Origin of the sequence: Rahnella rivi (assembly GCF_019049655.1) — a bacterium.
GTDB classification, from domain to species: domain Bacteria; phylum Pseudomonadota; class Gammaproteobacteria; order Enterobacterales; family Enterobacteriaceae; genus Rahnella; species Rahnella rivi.
Map to the genome: position 1 here is coordinate 149,498 of NZ_JAFMOX010000060.1, position 21,560 is coordinate 171,057.

Annotated in this window: 17 protein-coding genes; 9 read left to right on the forward strand and 8 right to left on the reverse strand. The window is 53.0% G+C overall.

All coding sequences use genetic code 11. The features are described from left to right. Positions 1–440: 440 nt before the first annotated feature. Positions 441–3,056 carry an aminopeptidase N gene (gene pepN / locus J1779_RS13725; RefSeq protein ID WP_056769301.1) on the forward strand — a complete coding sequence of 872 codons (2,616 nt, stop codon included), beginning with the start codon at positions 441–443 and terminating at the stop codon, positions 3,054–3,056. An 85-nt stretch (positions 3,057–3,141) separates the two neighbouring features. Here pepN and ssuB read toward each other — a convergent pair whose 3' ends face one another. The 5 genes from ssuB to ssuE are packed head-to-tail and all read right to left on the reverse strand — an operon-like array spanning position 3,142 to position 7,519. Further along, entirely contained in the window at positions 3,142–3,924 is a 783-nt protein-coding gene (ssuB, locus tag J1779_RS13730) for an aliphatic sulfonates ABC transporter ATP-binding protein (RefSeq protein WP_056769303.1), read from the reverse strand. Continuing rightward, positions 3,921–4,712, reverse strand: a complete 792-nt coding sequence (gene ssuC, locus J1779_RS13735) for an aliphatic sulfonate ABC transporter permease SsuC (protein ID WP_056769304.1) — start codon at positions 4,710–4,712, stop codon at positions 3,921–3,923. The genes ssuB and ssuC overlap by 4 nt, the downstream gene beginning before the upstream one ends. Before the next feature lie 11 nt (positions 4,713–4,723). Beyond that, positions 4,724–5,878, reverse strand: coding sequence for an FMNH2-dependent alkanesulfonate monooxygenase (gene ssuD, locus J1779_RS13740; RefSeq protein WP_217204008.1), 1,155 nt, complete (start codon positions 5,876–5,878; stop codon positions 4,724–4,726). Between the two features lie 56 nt (positions 5,879–5,934). After that, positions 5,935–6,921: a sulfonate ABC transporter substrate-binding protein gene (locus J1779_RS13745; RefSeq protein ID WP_238485164.1), complete on the reverse strand. Its 987-nt coding sequence runs from the start codon at positions 6,919–6,921 to the stop codon at positions 5,935–5,937. Positions 6,922–6,937: 16 nt separating this feature from the next. Continuing rightward, complete coding sequence (gene ssuE, locus J1779_RS13750; RefSeq protein WP_056769309.1) at positions 6,938–7,519, reverse strand: NADPH-dependent FMN reductase; 582 nt, start codon at positions 7,517–7,519, stop codon at positions 6,938–6,940. Between the two features lie 312 nt (positions 7,520–7,831). Between ssuE and pyrD the strand changes: the two genes are divergently transcribed. Together pyrD and J1779_RS13760 are read left to right on the forward strand one after the other, a co-directional pair. After that, complete coding sequence (pyrD, locus tag J1779_RS13755; RefSeq protein ID WP_056769311.1) at positions 7,832–8,842, forward strand: quinone-dependent dihydroorotate dehydrogenase; 1,011 nt, start codon at positions 7,832–7,834, stop codon at positions 8,840–8,842. A gap of 186 nt (positions 8,843–9,028) precedes the next feature. Beyond that, positions 9,029–9,577, forward strand: coding sequence for a cell division protein ZapC (locus J1779_RS13760; protein WP_217204009.1), 549 nt, complete (start codon positions 9,029–9,031; stop codon positions 9,575–9,577). A gap of 69 nt (positions 9,578–9,646) precedes the next feature. Here J1779_RS13760 and J1779_RS13765 read toward each other — a convergent pair whose 3' ends face one another. Beyond that, a complete protein-coding gene (locus tag J1779_RS13765; RefSeq protein ID WP_072158020.1) occupies positions 9,647–10,750 on the reverse strand; it encodes an MOSC N-terminal beta barrel domain-containing protein in 1,104 nt (367 codons plus the stop codon). A gap of 110 nt (positions 10,751–10,860) precedes the next feature. Between J1779_RS13765 and rlmKL the strand changes: the two genes are divergently transcribed. From rlmKL to rmf, 6 genes are all read left to right on the forward strand, one after another. Beyond that, positions 10,861–12,981 carry a bifunctional 23S rRNA (guanine(2069)-N(7))-methyltransferase RlmK/23S rRNA (guanine(2445)-N(2))-methyltransferase RlmL gene (rlmKL, locus tag J1779_RS13770; protein ID WP_122094804.1) on the forward strand — a complete coding sequence of 707 codons (2,121 nt, stop codon included), beginning with the start codon at positions 10,861–10,863 and terminating at the stop codon, positions 12,979–12,981. Positions 12,982–12,986: 5 nt separating this feature from the next. Then, complete coding sequence (locus tag J1779_RS13775; protein WP_056769319.1) at positions 12,987–14,891, forward strand: ABC transporter ATP-binding protein; 1,905 nt, start codon at positions 12,987–12,989, stop codon at positions 14,889–14,891. Positions 14,892–14,972: 81 nt separating this feature from the next. Next, a complete protein-coding gene (gene pqiA, locus J1779_RS13780; protein WP_056769322.1) occupies positions 14,973–16,238 on the forward strand; it encodes a membrane integrity-associated transporter subunit PqiA in 1,266 nt (421 codons plus the stop codon). After that, positions 16,225–17,877 (forward strand): intermembrane transport protein PqiB, encoded by a 1,653-nt coding sequence (pqiB, locus tag J1779_RS13785; RefSeq protein ID WP_122094807.1) that lies wholly within the window; start codon positions 16,225–16,227, stop codon positions 17,875–17,877. Before pqiA ends, pqiB begins: the two co-directional genes overlap by 14 nt. After that, positions 17,877–18,446 (forward strand): membrane integrity-associated transporter subunit PqiC, encoded by a 570-nt coding sequence (gene pqiC / locus J1779_RS13790; RefSeq protein ID WP_056769326.1) that lies wholly within the window; start codon positions 17,877–17,879, stop codon positions 18,444–18,446. Before pqiB ends, pqiC begins: the two co-directional genes overlap by 1 nt. Positions 18,447–18,719: 273 nt before the next feature. Beyond that, the gene (gene rmf / locus J1779_RS13795) at positions 18,720–18,887 is read left to right on the forward strand and encodes a ribosome modulation factor (protein ID WP_072158021.1); all 168 of its coding nucleotides are present in this window, start codon (positions 18,720–18,722) and stop codon (positions 18,885–18,887) included. Positions 18,888–19,074: 187 nt separating this feature from the next. On the opposite strand, the gene fabA is transcribed toward rmf, so the two are convergent. Together fabA and J1779_RS13805 are read right to left on the reverse strand one after the other, a co-directional pair. Next, on the reverse strand, positions 19,075–19,593 hold the full coding sequence (gene fabA / locus J1779_RS13800; protein ID WP_217204010.1) for a bifunctional 3-hydroxydecanoyl-ACP dehydratase/trans-2-decenoyl-ACP isomerase: 519 nt from the start codon (positions 19,591–19,593) through the stop codon (positions 19,075–19,077). Positions 19,594–19,661: 68 nt separating this feature from the next. Then, on the reverse strand, positions 19,662–21,428 hold the full coding sequence (locus J1779_RS13805; RefSeq protein ID WP_217204011.1) for an AAA family ATPase: 1,767 nt from the start codon (positions 21,426–21,428) through the stop codon (positions 19,662–19,664). Positions 21,429–21,560: the final 132 nt, after the last annotated feature.

Consider the following 21,560-nt stretch of genomic DNA (forward strand, 5'->3'; position numbering starts at 1 on the left):
ACAAACAACCGTTCCGTAAAAAAACGTTCTGAATAAAACAGCAAAAGTCTGTGAAGTATACCGTAATATCCCGCTAAAGAACCCACATCACATCATAATTGTCCGCGATCGGTCGAGGCTTAAATGTGCTCACAGGCGGCCTGAAAGGCTGTTTACGCCATTCTTCGCAATAAATAAGGCACAAATTGATTACATTCTTGCGCGCAAATCCGGGTTCTTTCCCTTCACTTTGTGGAAAACTCTGTGTTTTGGTTGAAAGGTGCGCATACGAACTCACAACCTTGCAACAATCTGGGATTTCCTGATGCCTGTGTTAGAGTTTAGAGAGAAAGCTGAAGGTCGTTTCAGGTTCTGTGCAGCCGTGCGCTGATGACAGGAACCTCCCTTCATCGCCATAAATTGTCATCATCCTTAACTATGAAAACGCTAAAAGGTTTTTTATGACTCAACTGCCGCAAGCCAAGTTTCGCCACGATTACCGTGCGCCGGACTTTACGATCACGGATATCGACCTTAATTTCGAACTTGATGCACAGAAGACGTTGGTGACCGCAGTCAGCCAGATCAAACGTCTTGGTGCCGAGGGCGCTTCCCTGGTGCTCAATGGTGAAGATCTGACGCTGATCAGCCTGAAAATTAACGGTCAGGACTGGCCGAAGTATCAGCTGCAGGAAGGTGCGCTGGCGATCGACGGCCTGCCGGAAGCGTTTGAACTGACCATCGTCAACGAAATTCATCCGGCGAAAAACACCGCGCTGGAAGGGTTGTACCTGTCGGGTGAAGCGCTGTGTACTCAGTGTGAAGCTGAAGGCTTCCGCCACATTACTTATTATCTTGACCGTCCGGATGTGCTGGCGCGTTTCTCGACCCGCATCGTGGCCGATAAAGCCCGTTATCCGTTCCTGCTGTCGAACGGTAACCGTATCGACCAGGGAGAACTGGAAGGCGGTAAACATTGGATCAAATGGCAGGATCCGTTCCCGAAACCTTGCTACCTGTTTGCGCTGGTGGCCGGTGATTTCGACGTTCTGCGTGACACGTTTAAAACCCGTTCAGGCCGTGATGTGGCGCTGGAATTGTTCGTCGACCGCGGCAATCTGGATCGTGCCGGCTGGGCGATGGAATCCCTGAAACAATCGATGAAATGGGACGAAACCCGTTTCAATCTGGAATACGACCTCGACATCTTTATGATTGTCGCCGTTGATTTCTTCAACATGGGCGCAATGGAAAATAAAGGCCTTAACGTCTTTAACTCCAAATATGTGCTGGCGAAAGCCGAAACCGCCACCGACAAAGATTATCTGGGTATCGAAGCGGTGATCGGCCACGAATACTTCCATAACTGGACCGGTAACCGCGTGACCTGTCGCGACTGGTTCCAGCTGAGCCTGAAAGAAGGCCTGACAGTTTTCCGTGATCAGGAATTCAGCTCAGATCTCGGTTCGCGCTCGGTCAACCGTATTGATAACGTCCGCGTTATGCGTGGCGCCCAGTTCTCGGAAGATGCCAGCCCGATGGCGCACCCGATCCGTCCCGATAAAGTCATTGAGATGAATAACTTCTACACCCTGACGGTGTATGAGAAAGGGTCTGAAGTCATCCGTATGCTGCATACGCTGCTTGGCGAAGAGAAATTCCAGGCCGGCATCCAGCTCTATTTCGAACGCCATGACGGCAGTGCGGCGACCTGTGACGATTTCGTACAGGCCATGGAAGATGCCTCCAATGTGGATTTATCGCTTTTCCGCCGCTGGTACAGTCAGTCTGGTACGCCGGTACTGACCGTTCGTGACGACTATGATGTGGAAAAACAGCAGTACACCCTGACCGTCAGCCAGAAAACGCCGCCGACGCCAGATCAGAGTGAAAAGCTGCCATTGCATATTCCTCTGGACATCGAATTGTACGATCCGCAGGGCAATGTGATTGCGCTGAAACAAAATGGTCAGACCGTCAGCAACGTGCTCAATGTCACTGAAGCTGAGCAGACGTTTGTGTTCGACGACGTCGAAGCGCCACCGGTGCCTTCTCTGTTACGTGAATTCTCCGCGCCAGTCAAACTTGATTACAAGTGGGGCGATCATCAGCTGACTTTCCTGATGAAACACGCACGCAACGATTTCGCCCGCTGGGATGCGGCTCAAAGCCTGCTGGCTATCTACATCAAACTGAACGTCGCGCGTCACCAGCAGAAACAACCGCTGTCGTTGCCGCTGCACGTAGCTGACGCATTCCGCGCAGTACTGCTGGATGAGAGTATCGATCCGGGACTGGCGGCGCAGATCCTTACGCTGCCGACGGATAACGAAATCGCCGAGTTGTTTGAGATTATCGATCCCGAAGCGATCAGCGCCGTGCATGAAGCCATTACCCGTTGCCTGGCAACCGAAATGGCCGATGAGTTCCTGGCGGTTTACAACGCTAACCGTCTGCCAGCCTACCGCGTGGTGCACGAGGATATCGGTAAACGTACCCTGCGTAACACCTGCCTGCGTTATCTGGCCTTCGCCGATGTGACGCTGGCCGATCAGCTGGTGAAAACCCAGTTCGAACAGGCAGACAACATGACCGATTCTCTGGCGGCGATGTCGGCTGCTGTGTCTGCTCAGTTGCCTTGCCGTGAAGCGCTGATGGCGGCGTACGATGAGCGCTGGCACCACGACGGCCTGGTGATGGATAAATGGTTTATCCTGCAAGCGACCAGCCCGTCTGCGGATGTTCTGCAAAAAGTGCGTTCACTGCTTAACCACCGTTCATTCAGCATGGGCAACCCGAACCGTGTGCGTTCTTTAGTCGGTGCCTTCGCGTCTGCAAACCCTTCAGCGTTCCACGCTGCCGACGGCAGCGGTTATCAGTTCCTGACCGAAATGCTGACCGATTTGAATACGCGTAACCCGCAGGTGGCGGCACGTATGATTGAACCGCTGATCCGCCTGAAACGTTATGATGCAGGCCGTCAGGCGCAAATGCGCAAGGCGCTGGAACAGCTGAAAGGACTGGAAAACCTGTCCGGGGATTTGTTCGAGAAAATTACCAAAGCGTTAGATGCGTAATCACCGTTAACGGTAAATAGCGGGAATGCAAAAGGGCGATGGAAACATCGCCCTTTTTTTATTGTGAATTCACAGAATGCCAGGGTCAGTGTTGTGCGCGTTTTGCCTGCGGCGGCACGGTTTGCTGAGATTGCGGCGTCAGTACGCGTTCCAGCACTTCGGCTTCCAGTTCAGCCAGTTTCGCCGAGCCTTTACGGCGCGGGCGTGGCAAATCCACCGTCAAATCCAGACCAATCTGCCCCTGGTCGATCAGGATCACCCGGTCGGCGACAGTCACCGCTTCACTGACATCATGCGTCACCAGCAGCACGGTGAAATCATGTTGCTGCCACAGTCGCTCGATCAGACTTTGCATTTCGATGCGCGTCAGGGCATCCAGCGCGCCCAGCGGTTCGTCGAGCAATAGCAGGCGTGGGCGATGGATCAATGCACGTGCCAGCGCCACCCGCTGTTTTTGTCCACCCGACAGCGCCGAGGGCCATTCGTCAGCGCGATCGGCCAGCCCGACTTCTTCCAGGGCCGCAAGCGCTGCATCGCGCCATTTGCCTTTTAAGCCTAAGCCAACGTTATCAATCACCCGCTTCCACGGCAGCAGGCGGTCGTCCTGAAACATCAGACGGGTGTCGTCACGCACCTGACTGAGCGGGGCGCTGGCGCTGAGCAGTTCGCCCTGCGTGGTTTTTTCCAGTCCGGCAAGAAGACGCAACAGCGTACTTTTTCCGCAACCGCTGCGGCCCACCACCGCCACAAACTGGCCGGGAGGAATACGCAGGTTGATGTCATTGAGCACGGTGCGGGTGCCGTATTTTTTGGTGATGCCAGACAATGTGACCGGCGTGCCTTGCGGTATGCGTGCAGGTGCGCTCATGCGGCGTCTCCTTGTTTTTTCTGATAAGCGGGGTGCCAGCGCAACCAGACACTTTCCAGCTGACGGGCCAGAATATCGGCGAGTTTGCCGAGGATGGCATAAAGTACGATGGCGACGACCACAACGTCAGTTTGCAAAAATTCGCGCGCATTCATCGCCAGATAGCCGATGCCTGAGTTAGCAGAAATGGTTTCGGCGACAATCAGCGTCAGCCACATGAAACCCAGCGCAAAGCGCACACCGACCATAATGGACGGCAGTGCGCCCGGTAAAACCACCTGAATAAACAGCGGAAAACCGGACAACCCATAGCTGCGGGACATCTCCAGTAAACCACGGTCAATATTGCGGATGCCGTGATAGGTATTGAGATAGATCGGGAACAGCGTACCCAGTGCCACCAGGAAAATTTTGGCGGTTTCGTCGATGCCGAACCATAAAATCACCAGCGGGATCAGCGCCAGATGGGGAATGTTGCGCAGCATTTGCAGTGAACTGTCGAGCAGACGCTCGCCCCAGCGGGAGAGTCCGGTTATAAAGCCGAGCAGTAAACCCAGGCTGCCGCCAATGGCGAAACCGGTCAGCGCGCGAAACGTACTGATCTTCAGGTTTTGCCAAAGATCGCCGCTTTTCGCTAAGGTCCAGAAGGCTTCGACCACGGCGCTGGGCGCAGGAAGAATGCGGTTGGATAACCAGCCCGCTTCGACCGCCACCTGCCAGCCTCCGATCAGCACCACCGGTACAATCCACGGCAAAATACGGTGCAGCCAGCGTTGTGATGCGTTCATGTCCGTTCTCCTTAATGCTGACGGGTGACGCTTTTATTGGCAAAGTCGTGAGCGACCAGTTCACCACGCGGCAAAATGGCTTTCTTCACCACGCTCTCGTCTTCCGGTTTCGCCAGATCCAGATGCGGGAACAGCAGTTCGCTGACGCGGTACGCTTCCTCAAGATGCGGATAGCCGGAGAAAATAAAGGTGTCGATGCCCAGATCGGCATATTCCTGCATCCGCGCCGCAACGGTCGGACCGTCACCGACCAGCGCAGTGCCTGCACCGGTACGCACCAGACCAATACCGGCCCAAAGATTCGGATAAATTTCCAGTTTATTGCGATCGCCACCGTGCAAAGCTGCCATGCGGTGCTGGCCGACGGAGTCGGTTTTGGCAAACGCAGCCTGTGCGCGTTGAATGGTTTCATCATCAACGTTTGCGATCAGCTTGTCGGCGGCGCGCCACGCTTCCTCATTGGTTTCGCGCACAATCACATGCAGACGAATGCCGAAACGCACCGTGCGGCCTTTTGCGGCGGCCTTCGCGCGCACCTGCTCGATTTTCTCTTTCACTAACGCCGGCGGCTCGCCCCAGGTCAGGTACAGTTCCACCTGTTCTGCGGCCAGATCCTGCGCTTCGTCAGAAGAACCGCCGAAATATAACGGCGGGCGAGGGTACTGAACCGGCGGGTGCATCAGGCTCGCGCCTTTCACCTGAATATGTTTGCCCTCGTAATCCACCGTTTCGCCTTCCAGCACACGACGCCAGATGCGGGTGAATTCTGCCGAGGCTTCATAACGTTCTTTGTGATTGAGGTGCAGACCTTCGGCAGCCAGCTCGGCCGGATCGCCTCCGGTAACCAGATTAAACAGCGCCCGGCCGCCGGAAAGCCGGTCAAGCGTCGCTGCCTGACGGGCGGCCAGTGTCGGGGAAATAATGCCAGGACGCAGCGCCACCAGGAATTTCAGGCGTTGCGTGACAGAAATCAGTGAAGCAGCCACTAACCATGAGTCTTCGCAGGAACGGCCGGTCGGCAGTAATACGCCGCCGAAACCGAGGCGGTCAGCCGCTTGTGCAATTTGTTGCAAATAACTGTGATCAACGACGCGTGCACCTTCTTCTGTGCCTAAGTAGCGACCGTCACCGTGGGTAGGTAAAAACCAGAATACGTTGAGACTCATGGGTTACTCCTCTCTCGTTTGTTTCCGCTCGTGATGGCGGTTAAGTCGTCAGATAATTAATTAGCCTGAACGGTCGGTTTCCAGATGCGGTCTTTGATCTCGACCTGCTTAGGCAAAATGTGATTCTCATAGAACAGATCGGCGGTTTGCTGCTGGCGCTTTTCTGTTTCAGCGCTGACCGGCGTAATCGGCAGATCCGGCAGATGATCCAGATATGACGCAACCACTTTTTCGGGCAGTCCCATCGACTGGGAAAGCAGTTTGATACTTTGCTCACGATCGGTTTTGGTCAGCGCATTCGCCTGCGTTAACACCGTCAGAACCTGTTGAATAAACTGCGGATTGGCTTCGGTATATTTCTTGGGTGCCAGATAGAACGAACCGGTCTGATGCAATGAGGAACCATCGGTCAGCACCCGGACATTTCCCTGTACCTGTGCGGCGGAATAATAGGGATCCCAGATGGCCCAGGCATCCACGTCATGTTGCTGGAAGGCGGCGCGGGCATCGGCTGGCGTCAGGTATACCGGCTGAATATCGCTGAGTTTTAGCCCGGCCTGTTGCAGGGCGCGGATCAGCAAATTATGCGAGCTGGAGCCTTTCTGAAATGCCACTTTGTGACCTTTCAGATCGGCGACGCTTTTGATCGGGCTGTTTTCATCAACCAGAATAACTTCGGCTTTCGGCTTCGGCGGTTCCGAACCGATATAGAGCAAATCGGCACCCGCCGCCTGAGCGAACAACGGGGGGAGATCACCGGTGCCGCCTAAATCGATACTGCCGACGTTAAGGGCTTCCAGAATTTGCGGCCCGGCCGGGAACTCAATCCAGGTGATTTTGGTATTCGGAAAACGTGTTTCCAGTAATTTGTGCGATTTTGCCAGCACCAGACCAACCGAGCCTTTCTGATAGGCGATGCGAAGTTGCTCCGGCGCCTTTTCGTCAGCCACCGCGTGACTGCTGAGGAGCAGGCTGGTGAGCAAGCTGGCGACCACCGGCAGACGGCGAAGAGACGATAAAGAGAACGAAAATGACGCAGTCATGGCGAATTCCTTTTTGTCAGACGCGCAGAACTTGCGCTGAAAGAGAGGCTGCGGGCGTGGCAACCGGACGGCGACGGCTGAGTGCCAGATAGAAGTTTTCCAGCGATTCGTTAAGACGCTCGGCCAGTGCCGGGTCCAGCGTGGCCGGGAACGTTTGATAATCAGTGATCAGGCTGTCATCGGCGAAAACACCTTGCAGAACTTCCTGCGCTTTCAGCGAAGCGAGCACCGGTTTGAGTGCGTAATCCACCGCAAGCATGTGGCCGATGGAACCCGCCGTGGCCAGGGGCAGAACGACTTTGTGATCCAGTGCGCGTTCCGGCAGCAGATCCAGCAGCGTTTTTAACGCACCTGAAAACGACGCTTTATAGACCGGCGTCGCGACAATCAAACCATCTGCACTTGCCAGCTCGGCAATCAGTTGTTTCAGCTGCGGGCTGGAGAAATTTGCAAACAGCAGGTCATCGGCGGAAAAATCCTGAAGATTGTAGGTGAAGACCTCCACGCCACGGCTCGCCAGCCACTGGTGACTGAGCGCCAGCAGGGAAGAAGAGCGGGAAGGTTGTCGCGGGCTGCCTGCCAGAGTTATAACGCGCATCTCTATTCCTTATAACAAATAGTTATAGAACCATTATTTTCATTAACAAAGTGAAATTAACGTAACAGGCAGAGGCGGCGGAGCGGAAATCTCAATTTTGGCTATCAATAGTCGCAAAACGGATAAAGCGCCCTCAGCGGGAGGGGCACCCTGAGGCAGGAACGGAAGAAAACGTGAATCAGAAGTAAAGAAAAAGTAATCGTTTGCGCACGTGGGCATTTATTACGGCAATTGGCCGGTTATCGTTTCCAATTGACCGGCGGTTAGTCGATAATACTGCCCCGTCTAGCCACCGGGAATCCAGGAGTCTCCATGTATTATCCTCTTGTCAGGAAAGCACTGTTTCAGCTCAATCCAGAGCGCGCCCACGAGTTAACCTTTCGTCAGCTGAGCCGTATTTCCGGCACACCGCTTGAATTTTTGATCCGCCAGTCAGTACCGACGAAACCGGTGAACTGTATGGGGCTGTCTTTTAAAAACCCGCTAGGGCTGGCCGCCGGTCTTGATAAAGATGGCGAATGTATTGATGCGTTTGGTGCCATGGGCTTTGGATTTATTGAGGTCGGAACCGTTACCCCGCGTGCGCAGGACGGCAATGATAAACCGCGTTTATTCCGTATAGTGGAAGCGGAAGGCCTGATTAACCGCATGGGCTTTAATAACCACGGTGTTGATAATCTGGTCAATAACGTCAAAAAATCCCATTTTGGCGGCATCATCGGCATTAATATCGGTAAGAATAAAGATACGCCGGTAGAGCAGGGCAAAGACGATTATCTGACCTGTATGGAGAAGGTATATCCGTATGCGGGCTATATCGCCGTGAATATTTCATCCCCCAACACACCGGGATTACGTTCGCTGCAATACGGCGAAGCGCTGGATGATTTACTGGCAGCGATCAAGAATAAACAGCTCGAACTCCAACAGCGTCATCAGAAATATGTTCCTGTTGCCGTGAAGATCGCGCCCGATCTTTCTCAGGAAGAATTGATCCAAATAGCTGACAGTCTGGTGCGTCATAATATGGATGGCGTAATTGCGACTAACACCACGCTCGATCGTAAACTCGTTCAGGGGCTTAATTATTGTGAGCAGGTCGGTGGCCTCAGCGGGCGTCCGGTGCAGCTTCGCAGTACAGAAATCATCCGTATGTTGTCGAATGAATTACAAGGCCGTCTGCCTATTATTGGCGTGGGCGGGATTGATTCATTAACCGCTGCGCGCGAAAAGATGGCTGCCGGGTCATCCTTAATTCAAATCTATTCCGGATTTATCTTCAAAGGCCCTGGTCTGATCAAAGATATTGTTACCCACATCTAATATTTTTCTTCCTCATGACGAGTCAGGGGTTTATTTATTAACCCGGCTCGTCTATATTTTGTCCACTGAGTTTAATTCAGGCTCAGGATTTGTCTGATTTCTTTTCATTATAAAAAAATCTATTCTTATCGGGATAGCAGGTAATGAAGTCAGATTGCGGGCATTGAGGGTGAACAGGATGACGAAATGAAAATCAAACCAGATGATAATTGGCGTTGGTATTTTGATGCTGAACATGACCGACTGATGTTGGATCTCGCCAATGGCATGATTTTCCGTTCCCGTTTTCCGGCTAAAATGCTCACGCCTGATGCTTTTGGCGAAATGACTTTTTGCGTCGATGATGCGGCGCTGTATTTCGATTTCGAAGAACAATGTAAACAGATTAAACTCGGGGCAGAGCAGCGCGCCGAATTAGTATTAAATGCTCTGGTCGCTTTTCGTTTTTTAAAGCCGCTGATGCCCAAGAGCTGGCATTTCAGTCAGCAGGTGCGTCCGTTCCAGCCGGGTAACGGCCAGCTTGCACAAGTGCAGGTGATGGAAAGCGGCGAACAGGCCACGCTGCTGATTGTTGAGTCAGGCGATAATGCGAGCTTGTGCTTACTGGCGCAGGAAAGGCTGACAGTGGCAGGGCGCGGCATGGTGCTGGGGGATGCGATTAAAATCATGCATGACCGGCTGATGCCCGCAACGATCAGAACCAGCAGCCGCGATGTGTATGACCAGGCGGTGTAATCCTTTATCAGCGACGCTCTGATAAAACCGCCTGTTCTTTCCGATCTCAAATTTCCGAACTCTACAATTCTAGCTGAGCACGATATCCGAGGCCGGAATACAACTGCACGCCAGAATCGTCCCGTCTTTACCGACCGCACTTTCTTTCAGCGGTGACACCTGCCCGTCTTTCAACGTCATTTTACAGGCTCCGCAAATTCCCGCCCTGCATGAATAAGGGATGCGTAACCCCTGTAACTCCAGCTGTTCGAGTAAAATCTGCTGATTGTTGCCGGTAAATTCGGTGCCCTGATAATTAATGGTCAGAGTCTGTGCGCTGTTTTTAGGCGCTTCAACACTTTCAATCACTTGACCCGCGCCGTAAGGGCGGGGCGGTTTAGTCGTCAGGATCTGCACGCTGTCGCCGGCGCGGATCACGCCTGAATTGCGGGCAATCATGTTCTGACCGAAATCCACATCGCCGTCGCTGGCCGTACGGTAGCTTTGCAGAGTTTTCAGCGGCTCCCCGCCCGGATGCTTACGCCCTCGCTCAATACTGACGGTCGTGAAAATACAGCGGCTGCAAGGTTTAACCAGATCGAAGATCACTTCGCCGATACGGATCGTCTGCCACGTGTCCTCGGCGTAGGCTTCTGCGCCGCTCACAACGATATTAGGGCGGAACTGCTCCGTTCTGACGCCACCCGGACAGCGACGTTGTAAATCCTGCATCGAAGCTTCATTGATCAGTAAATACGGGAATCCGTCGGCAAACGAAAGCGGCACTTCAGGATGTTTTTTGACCCGGCGGGTCGGTTCGTCACCTACCCAGCGCAACTGAACGTCACGCTTTAAATAACCACTCAACCAGCGATTTACCGGTTCTGGCGCGATGAGTGAGGTAAACTGATTGCCCCAGACTTCTGTCGGCTGATTCTGGCCGTTGAATTCACTGAATTTGACGCTGATGCTCTCGCCTTCCGGCGGGACAATCATCAGGCCATCGGGTAACAGAACCGGGGTGAACAACACCAGACTCGGATACTGGCGGGCGGTAATAAACATGCCCTGAGGGTCGGTCAGCATAAACTGGCGATCAAACGCCAGACCCGTTGCGGTGACCAGCGAATGAGACACTTGCAGGCCACGCATGGATTTTATCGGGTGAACAAATAAACGTGAAAGAATGGGCACTTAACATCGCCTCTCTGATTTTCGATCTTAAAAGAGAACCAGAGACTTTATGACAAGCGCCCGGGATTAGCTATAATGCGCAACAATTTTATTTTTGGTGATATGTCGATATGAACTCTTTGTTTGCCAGCACGGCGCGTGGACTGGAAGAACTGTTAAAAAGCGAACTGGAAACGCTGGGTGCGCAAGCCTGCAAAGTTGTGCAGGGAGGGGTGCATTTTGAAGGTGACGATCGCCTGATGTATAAAAGCTTGCTGTGGAGCCGCCTGGCTTCGCGCATCCTGCTGCCTCTGAACGAATTTAAAGTCCACAGTGACTTAGATCTTTATCTTGGCGTAATGGCCATCGACTGGCCGGAAATTTTCAGCGTTGATAAAACCTTCGCGGTGCATTTCAGCGGCCTGAACGACGAAATCCGCAACAGTCAGTACGGTGCGCTGAAAGTGAAAGACGCCATCGTTGACAGCTTTACCCGCAAAATGGATGAACGTCCGAATGTGGCGAAGCAGTTGCCCGACATCCGCGTTAACGTATTTCTGCAACGTGATACCGCCAGCGTCGCGCTGGATCTGAGCGGCGAAGGCCTGCATCAGCGTGGCTACCGTGACCTTGCCGGTCAGGCACCGCTGAAAGAAAATCTGGCTGCCGCTATCGTGATGCGCTCCGGCTGGCAGTCGGGCACACCGATGCTGGATCCGATGTGTGGTTCAGGCACCTTGCTGATTGAAGCCGCAATGATCGCCGCCGATCGTGCACCGGGTCTGCACCGTCCACACTGGGGTTTCACCGGGTGGAACAAATTCGATACCGAGCTGTGGCGTGAACTGACAACGGAAGCGCAGGTTCGTACCCGCCGCGCCGTGCAGGAAACGTCCTCTCGTTTCTTCGGTTCTGATATCGACCGCCGTGTGATCGAGATGGCGCGCTCCAACGCCCGTCGCGCCGGTGTGTCAGAAATTATCAGCTTCGAAGCGGCTGAAGTGGGCAAACTGGTTAATCCGTTGCCTGAAGGCCCGACCGGTACTGTCATCAGTAACCCGCCATACGGCGAGCGTCTGGAAAGTGAACCGGCGCTGATTGCCTTGCATAATCAGCTGGGCCGCATCATGAAGATGCAGTTTGGCGGCTGGCAGTTGTCCCTGTTCAGCGCATCGCCTGAGCTGCTGAGCTGTGTGCAGTTGCGCGCCGATCGCCAGTTCAAAGCGAAGAACGGCCCGCTGGAATGCGTGCAGAAAAACTATCAGTTGTCGGAAAACCCAACCGGTGCTGCGGGCGTGCAGATGGCAGAAGACTATGCCAACCGTCTGCGTAAAAACGTCAAAAAGCTGGAAAAATGGGCCAAACAGCAGGGGATTGAATGCTATCGCCTGTATGACGCTGATTTGCCGGATTACAACGTGGCGGTTGACCGCTACGGCAGTAAAGTCGTGGTGCAGGAATACGCGCCACCAAAAACCGTGGATGCGCAAAAAGCCCGTCAGCGTCTGTTCGACGTGATCAACGCTACGCTTGCGGTGCTGGATGTTTCCTCCAGCCAGCTGGTGTTGAAAACCCGTGAACGTCAGAAGGGCACTAACCAGTATGAAAAACTCGCGCAAAAAGGTGAGTTCCAGCTGGTAGAAGAATTTAACGCTAAGCTGTGGGTGAACCTGACCGATTATCTCGACACAGGTCTGTTCCTCGATCACCGTATCGCGCGCAAAATGCTGGGCGAAATGAGCAACGGTAAAGACTTCCTGAACCTGTTTGCTTATACCGGAACAGCCAGTGTTCATGCAGGTCTGGGCGGCGCACGCAGTACGACTACCGTAGATATGTCCCGAACCTATCTGGAGTGGGCTGAGAAAAACCTGCGCGTTAATGGCCTGACCGGTCGTCAGCATCGTCTGATTCAGGCGGATTGCCTGTCCTATCTCGGCATGTGCGACGAACAGTTCGATGTGATCTTTATCGATCCGCCGACATTCTCAAACTCCAAACGTATGGCTGAAAGTTTCGACGTGCAGCGCGATCACCTTTCATTAATGAAAGATTTGAAGCGTATCCTGCGTCGCAACGGTACCATCATGTTCTCCAACAACAAGCGCGGCTTCCAGATGGATCTCGACGGACTGAGCAAACTGGGTCTGAGCGCGAAAGAAATCACCAGCCAAACCCTGTCACAGGATTTCGCCCGTAATCGTCAAATTCATAACTGCTGGCTGCTCTCTCACGCTGGCGAGGAAAAATAAAGTTTATGTCGTTAATTAGTATGTCAGGTGCCTGGCTGTCATTCAGTGACTCGCCGCTGTTGGATAACACCGAATTGCACATCGAGCCGAACGAGCGCGTGTGTCTGGTTGGACGTAACGGCGCCGGTAAATCGACGCTGATGAAAATTCTCAACCGTGAAGTGCCGCTGGATGACGGGCGCATCGTGTACGAGCAGGATTTGATTGTGGCGCGTCTGCAACAGGATCCACCGCGTAACGTTGCCGGTACCGTATTTGACTTCGTCTCTGAAGGCGTCTTCGAGCAAGCTGAACATCTGAAGGCGTATCACGCTATTTCGCATCTGGTCGAAACCGATCCGAGCGAAAAGAACCTGAACAAACTGGCGCAGGTGATGGAAATCCTCGATCACCAGGGCCTGTGGCAGCTCGACAGCCGTATCAACGAAGTGCTCTTGAAACTGGGTCTGGATGCTGACACCGAACTGAAAGCACTGTCTGGCGGCTGGCTGCGTAAAGCCGCGCTGGGACGTGCGCTGGTCAGCGCTCCCCAGATTTTGTTGCTCGATGAACCGACCAACCACCTGGATATCGAAAGTATCGCGTGGCTGGAAGAGTTCCTGAAAGAATTCCAGGGCAGCATAATCTTCATTTCCCATGACCGTTCTTTCATTCGCAATATGGCGACCCGCATTGTCGATCTCGACCGCGGCAAACTGGTTTCCTACCCGGGTAACTACGAAGCTTATCTGCTGGCGAAAGAAGAAGCGCTGCGCGTTGAAGAGCTGCAAAATGCCGAGTTCGATAAAAAACTGGCGCAGGAAGAAGTGTGGATCCGCCAGGGTATCAAAGCCCGACGTACCCGTAACGAAGGCCGCGTACGCGCCCTGAAAGCCCTGCGTAAAGAGCGCTCCGATCGCCGTGAAGTGATGGGCACCGCCAAAATGCAGGTGGTTGAAGCCGCAAGCTCCGGCAAGATCGTCTTTGAAATGGAAGACGTTAACTACAGCGTGGCCGGTAAACAACTGGTCAGCAACTTCTCGGCTCAGGTGATGCGCGGCGATAAAATTGCGCTGATCGGTCCGAACGGTTGTGGCAAAACGACGCTGCTGAAACTGATGTTAAGCCAGATTAAGGCTGACAGTGGCCGTGTTCACTGCGGTACCAAGCTGGAAGTGGCGTATTTCGATCAGCACCGTGCCGAGCTGGATCCTGAACGTACCGTGATGGATAACCTCGCGGAAGGTAAGCAGGAAGTGATGGTCAATGGCCGTTCACGCCATGTTCTGGGCTACCTCCAGGACTTCCTGTTCCATCCAAAACGTGCAATGACCCCGGTGAAAGCACTCTCGGGCGGCGAACGTAACCGTCTGCTGCTGGCAAAATTGTTCCTGCGCCCAAGCAACCTGTTGATTCTCGATGAACCAACCAATGACCTGGATGTGGAAACTCTCGAGCTGCTGGAAGAGATGATCGATTCCTATCAGGGCACCGTAATGCTGGTGAGCCATGACCGTGAATTTGTTGATAACTCGGCCACTGAATGCTGGATTTACGAAGGCAACGGCGTGATCAACAGCTATGTCGGCGGTTACCATGACGCGCAGCATCAACGCCGTCATCAGAAGCCAATCCGTCAGGTTGCGGCAGCTGAAAATAAAGCACCTGCGCAGCCGAAAGCAGAACAGGCCAAACGCACGGCGAACAAGCTCAGCTATAATCAACAACGTGAGCTTGAACAATTGCCACTGCAAATCAGCACACTGGAAGAAAAAATTGAAGCACTGCAACAGCAGATGAGCGATGCGAATTTCTTCACACTTCCTCATGAAGAAACTCAGCAAGTGCTTGCGGCTTTCGCTGCTGCAGAGCAGGAGTTAGAGCAGGCGTTCGAACGTTGGGAAGCGCTGGAAGCGCAGAAAAACGGCTAACACTGCACGCTTATCGGCAACCGGCTATAGGGAATACCGGTTGCCGAAATCTTTGGCCTTTCCGCTATTGAGGAGTCGCTTGTGTGTTCTGATGCCCATGGTCCGCACATCTTATGCCCCCAATGCGACATGCTGGTGGCAATACCTGGTTTGAATATCGGGCAAAAGGCCGTTTGTCCACGTTGCCATACGACGCTGACAACCCGCTGGAATGAGCCTCGCAGACGTCCTGTCGGTTACGCAATCAGCGCCTTGTTTATGCTGTTGCTCGCCAACCTTTTCCCCTTTGTGAATATGAACGTTGCCGGACTGAGCAGCGAAGTTACGCTGGTGCAAATCCCGCAGGTGCTGGTGTCAGAAGATTACGCCAGTATGGCCTCACTGTTTATGATCGTGGTGCAACTGCTCCCGGCCATCTGCATGGTGTCTATCATTATTCTCTATCAGGGCATAAACATCCCCGTTCACTGGAAAGTGAGTATCGCGCGTACCCTGTTCAGGCTGAAAAGCTGGTGCATGGTGGAGATATTTCTCGCCGGTGTTCTGGTCAGTTTCGTTAAGCTGATGGCCTACGGCGACGTTGGCGTCGGGACCAGTTTCATCCCCTATGTTCTGTTCTGTTTATTGCAATTACGCGCGTTCCAGTGCACTGACCGCTTCTGGTTATGGCAGCATATCGAGCCTGCTCCGGCGGTTGAACACCCTGTTCGCGTGGGCGAAAGTGGCCTGCGACAGGGGCTGCGTTCATGTCACTGCTGTATGGCGATTTTGCCCGTTGATCAAAAAGAGTGCGGCCGCTGCAAGAGCCATGGCCATGCACGGCGTAAAAACAGCCTGCAATGGACGATGGCGCTTTTGGTCACCTCGGTTCTGCTCTATCTTCCGGCCAATCTGTTGCCGATCATGATCACTCAGGTGCTGGGAACCCCGATGCCTTCGACGATCATGGCCGGTGTGGTGCTGCTGTGGAGTGATGGTTCTTATCCGGTGGCGATGGTGATTTTTATCGCCAGTATCATGGTGCCGACGTTAAAAATGATCGCGATTGCCTGGCTGTGCTGGGATGCGAACAGCAATAAAGAAATTGACCGTGAAAGGTTGCATGTGATTTACGAACTTGTTGAATTTGTTGGCCGCTGGTCGATGATTGACGTGTTTGTGATTGCGGTACTTTCTGCACTGGTAAGAATGGGGCAGCTCATGAGTATTTATCCGGACATCGGCGCGCTGCTGTTTGCTGGCGTCGTCATCCTCACTATGTTCGCTGCAATGACGTTTGACCCAAGGCTCATTTGGGATCGTGCCGGAATGAAGTCTACAAAGGAGCCACAAGATGGCAGGAAATAACATGGCAGAGCATGACGGAACTGCCAAAGTAGAAAAGATTAAACGCTGGTCACCGGTGTGGATTGTCCCGATCGTTACTGCGCTGATCGGTGCATGGATCCTTTTTTATCATTACAGCCACCAGGGACCGGAAGTGACGCTGATTACCGCGACGGCCGAAGGTATTGAGGGTGGGAAAACTACCATCAAAAGCCGTAACGTGGACGTCGGCAAAGTTGAATCAGTCACCCTGAGCGATGACCTTCAGCAGGTGATTATCAAAGCGCGTCTTAATACCGGCATGGAAAAAATGCTGCACGATGACTCCGTCTTCTGGGTGGTGAAACCGCAAATTGGCCGTGAAGGCGTTTCTGGTTTGGGGACACTGTTATCCGGGGCTTATATCCAGCTTCAGCCGGGAAATAAAGGCGGCGAGAAAACGGAATATAAACTCGATGACTCCCCGCCACTGGCGTCACCGGATGCCAAAGGGATCCGTGTCGTCCTGGAAAGTGAACGCTCCGGTCAGCTAAGTCCGGGTGACCCGGTGCTGTTCCGTGGATTCCAGGTCGGTACAGTGGAAACCAGCCACTTCGATCCTAAAGCCCGCAATATCAAATATCAGCTGTTCATTCGTGCGCCTTACGACACGCTGGTATCCGACAATGTCCGCTTCTGGAAAGACAGCGGCGTGAATTTTGATATGTCTGCTGCCGGAATGCGTGTGGAAATGGGCTCTCTGACCACGCTGTTCAGCGGTGGCGTGAGCTTCGATATTCCTAATGGCTGGACGCAGGGGCAGGCGGCTAAAAACGGCGATAACTATCAGCTGTTTGACGACCAGAAAAGTATTCAGGAATCGCTGTATACCCGCCACATGGATTACGTGATGTTCTTCTCTGACTCCGTTCGCGGTCTGCAACCTGGCGCGCCGGTCGAATTCCGTGGCATACGTCTGGGGACAGTAGCAGAAGTTCCTTATCCGTTGAATGTGCTGAATCAGCAGATGTCAGACGATTATCGTATTCCAGTACTGATCCGCATTGAACCCGATCGCTTTGTTCAATTGCTCGGCAGTAACTTCAATATTGAAGATCACATTCGTGATGGCATTGCTCATGGTCTTCGTGCGTCGATGAAATCCGCTAACCTGCTGACGGGCTCGATGTACATCGATCTTGATTTCTATCCTAATGAGAAACCGTGGAAAGGGCCGCTGGAACTGGCCGGGCACAAACTGCTGCCAACGGTGAGCGGTGGGTTTGCGCAGATCCAGCAGAAACTCATTGCCACACTGGATAAAATCAACAATCTGCCTATCGAACCGATGATGCGTGAAGCCACCAGCACGCTGGCGGAAAGTCAGAAAACGATGCGGGCAACGCAGAAAACGATCGAATCTCTTAATGCGATCGTTGGCAGCAAAGAGATGAAGAATCTGCCGAAAGACATGCAGCAGACGCTAATCCAGCTGAACCGCAGTCTGAAAGGATTCCAGCCTGGTTCTCCGGCGTACGGCAATCTGGTGGGCGATATGCAAAGTCTGGACAAGACGTTGCGCGAGCTACAGCCAGTCCTGAAAACGCTGAACCAGAAAAGTAACGCTCTGATTTTCGCAGCCCCTGGGCAAGATGATCCTCAGCCGAAGAAGGCCAAATAATGAAAAAATGGATACCTGTCGTCTTAGCATTATTCCTGACTGCCTGTAGCAGCAGTAATCAGAAGACCTACTACCAGCTGCCGCTGCTAAGCAGTACAACGGCTGCCGGTAGCGTGATGTCGTCCGGCATGACGGAGCAGCGTAAGCTGTGGGTAGAGCACGTGAGTGTCGCTGATTACCTGGCAGGTTCAGGGCTGGTGTATCAGACCAATGATGTGCAATACACGCTGACTCAAAATAACCTGTGGGCCAGCCCGCTGGATCAGCAGCTACAGCAGTCTCTGGTGACCTATCTGCGCCGTGATTTACCGGGGTATCTGGTTTCCGGTCAGCCCGCCAGCTCTGACGATCAGGACGTGTTGAACGTTAATGTCACCGGTTTCCATGGCCGATACGATGGCATCGTGGTGGTGAGCGGCAGCTGGACGCTGAACCGAAACGGCCAGACAATTCAGCGTGATTTTGCGCTGAATCTGAAACAGGGTGAAGACGGTTATGATGCACTGGTCAGAACTCTGGCTACCGGCTGGCAGCAAGAAGCAAGCCAGATAGCGGCTCAGGTAAGATAAAAACTTTTTAAGCTTAATTTAATTTGAGCTAAATAATAAAAATCCCGGCTTCTGATTTTCAGATGCCGGGATTTTTTATTTGTGATCAGCCAGATGTGATTCTTAAGGCGCGATTCATTTGCGCGCAATCCGATAAAATATCTCATATTTATGACATTGGCGTGAATTTTGAGCATTGACCTCCTTGCTGATAGCCGCTATTTATTAGGGGTGGACGCAGAAGCGCACCACTGTTTTCTTTCCACCTGACCTGAATAATGAGGGATACAAGGCATGAAGAGACAAAAACGCGATCGCCTGGAACGGGCACAATCACGTGGATATCAAGCAGGTATTGGCGGGCGCTCAAAAGAGATTTGCCCCTACCAATCATTAGATGCCCGATCACATTGGCTCGGGGGTTGGCGACAAGCCATGGAGGTCAGGGCCGTAACCGCTTAAGCGGCGGCACTGGCAGAAAAAGGAACAACCTCCGCTACGCGCGGAGGTTTTCGTTTATGCGGGTAGTCATCACTGAGACGTTTATCTCACTCACAATTATCTCTTATCAGAGATCAGAGATAAATCAGGCATAAAAAAACGGCGGATCCGAAGACCCGCCGTTCTGTTAACTGCAGTATTTGCCGAATCAGAACGCAGCAGCGTCCTTGAACAAACCTACTTTCAGATCTGTTGCGGTATAGATCACAACACCGTCAACCAGCACTTCACCATCGGCAACGCCCATGATCAGTTTACGGTTAATCACGCGTTTGAAGTTCAGGCGATAAGTCACCACTCTAGCCGTAGGCAGAACCTGACCGGTGAATTTCACCTCGCCGACGCCCAGTGCGCGGCCTTTGCCTTCGCCACCGAGCCAGCCCAGATAGAAGCCCACTAACTGCCACATAGCGTCCAGACCCAGACAACCAGGCATCACCGGGTCACCGATGAAGTGACAACCGAAGAACCACAGGTCCGGATTGATATCCAGTTCAGCTTCTACATAGCCTTTGCCATGGGTGCCGCCATCTTCTTGCATCTTGACGATGCGATCCATCATCAGCATGTTGCCTGACGGTAACGGAGGACCGCCTGCGCCGAAGAGTTCACTGCGGCCGGAAGCTATGAGGTCTTCTTTCGTATAGGAATCGCGTTTATCTACCATGTTCTATGTAAGCCTTATTTTAATGAAGGACGAAGATTAGCTTACAGCTGTAAGCTGAACAACTCCGATCAGCTGCGACTGAACCAGTTCAACCAACGAAGAGGCCAGGGATAACGCGGGCCACCTTGCGATGTTGCCAGCGCAATGCGCTGCTGAATCAACCCCAACAAACTCGGACGTTCTTCTTCAACTTCACCTTCGTTTGAGTAAATCAGTCCGGTCAGGATAGGCAGCGCTTCGGCTGCGTTATCAACTGCCCATAAATGAAACTGGCCTTCGCGAACGGCGTCTATAACCTGCGGATGCAGGCACAAATTACGCACGTTGCTGGTGGGCAGAATGACCCCTTGTTTCCCGGTCAGACCACGGCGCTGACAAACTTCGAAGAAACCTTCGATTTTTTCATTTACGCCACCAATAGGTTGCACGTTCCCAAACTGATCAACAGAACCGGTCACAGCAATTTGCTGGTTGATCGGCTGCATTGAAAGCGCACTGACCAGTGCACAAAGTTCAGCCAGGGAGGCGCTGTCGCCGTCGACTTCTCCGTAAGATTGCTCAAACACAATAGACGCGGAGAAGGGCAGAGGCTGGTCGAGCTCCAGTTCAGAAATCAGAAAGGCCTGCATGATCATCATGCCTTTCGCATGAAGATTACCGCCCAGTTCTGCTTTGCGCTCGACGTCAGTAAACTCACCGTCGCCGGTGTGTACGACACAACTAATACGTGAAGGTTCACCCAGTGCTCGCGGGTGGCCCGGATATTCAAGAACGGACAGCCCATTGATCTGCCCGACAACTTCACCATCGGTTTCGATGAGAATTTGCCCAAGTTCGATTTCATCCTGCATGCGTTCTTGTAAATAACTCTCACGCCATGCGCGGGAGCTGGTCGCAGCTTCAAATGCTTTCGCACTCAGCAATTCATCTTCATTGTAGAGCGCGGCTTCACTAAGCTGCGTGTTCAGCCAGACCGGATCCAGAATCAGGCTGCCTTGATCGGTGCTCTGGCGAATCGCTATCTTCAGGAACTCTGGCCAGGCATCAGCGGCAAGACGCGGGACATCCAGCTCATCTGCCAGCGTATTGACGTAACCACACCAGGTTTCCATATCGCTGGTTTCAGTCAACGGCAGGTCGGCTTCAAATTCACCGTAGATGGAGGAATCCATCAGCTCAGGTTCCATGTCGCTGAGATCGCCAAGAGACAGGCGGTCACCCACCAGAATCAGGCGGATATCCAACGGCATTGGCGGAATGGTTGCCGGCAACGGGCGTGTTTCATCGGGAGAAACCCAGTGATATTGCCCTTCGGTAATCATCTGCTTGAGACGTAACCACATCAGAGGCTGCGCGAGCAGGCTGCGAATCGACAGAATCAGAACGCCACCGTTCAGATGATGAACTAAACCCGGTTCAAGCTGAATCTGGTCTTTATAGATCCGCACGCAGCCAAACAGCTGTTCCGGCTCAACCCACTCACGGTACTGACAGGTATTTTTGGCTGCAAAGGCATCTTCTGCCGATTTTGCTGCCAGCAGCGTCACTTTATTGCCTTCGATGTGATAGCGGTTACCGGCAATTTCTTGCGGCTCAGGGAGCAGCTCGCTGACCACATTCGAGATACGTGACAGATACTCACGGTTTTCCTGTGCTTTAAGGACCATAAAGCGGGGGCGCGAGCGGGGATGACAAAACAGCGTTAAACCATTTTCCAGCCGAGGCTGAGTTCCAGCGAAATCGACAGGGGCTAACTGGGCAGCCGTTGCAAAGATTGCCTCATAAGGCGCGGAGTCGGGCAGTAAAAGCTGCCAGTCAAGTCGGTTATTGGTCAATGTGTTAGCTGTTTTCTATAAAAAGGGAAAGTGCGATTATACAAGAATAAACACGGCTGCATACAATGAGAGTCACCCCCAAATCCGAGTTAACGCACATTGCTGAACGGGTGCGCAAAAAACAAACAAATT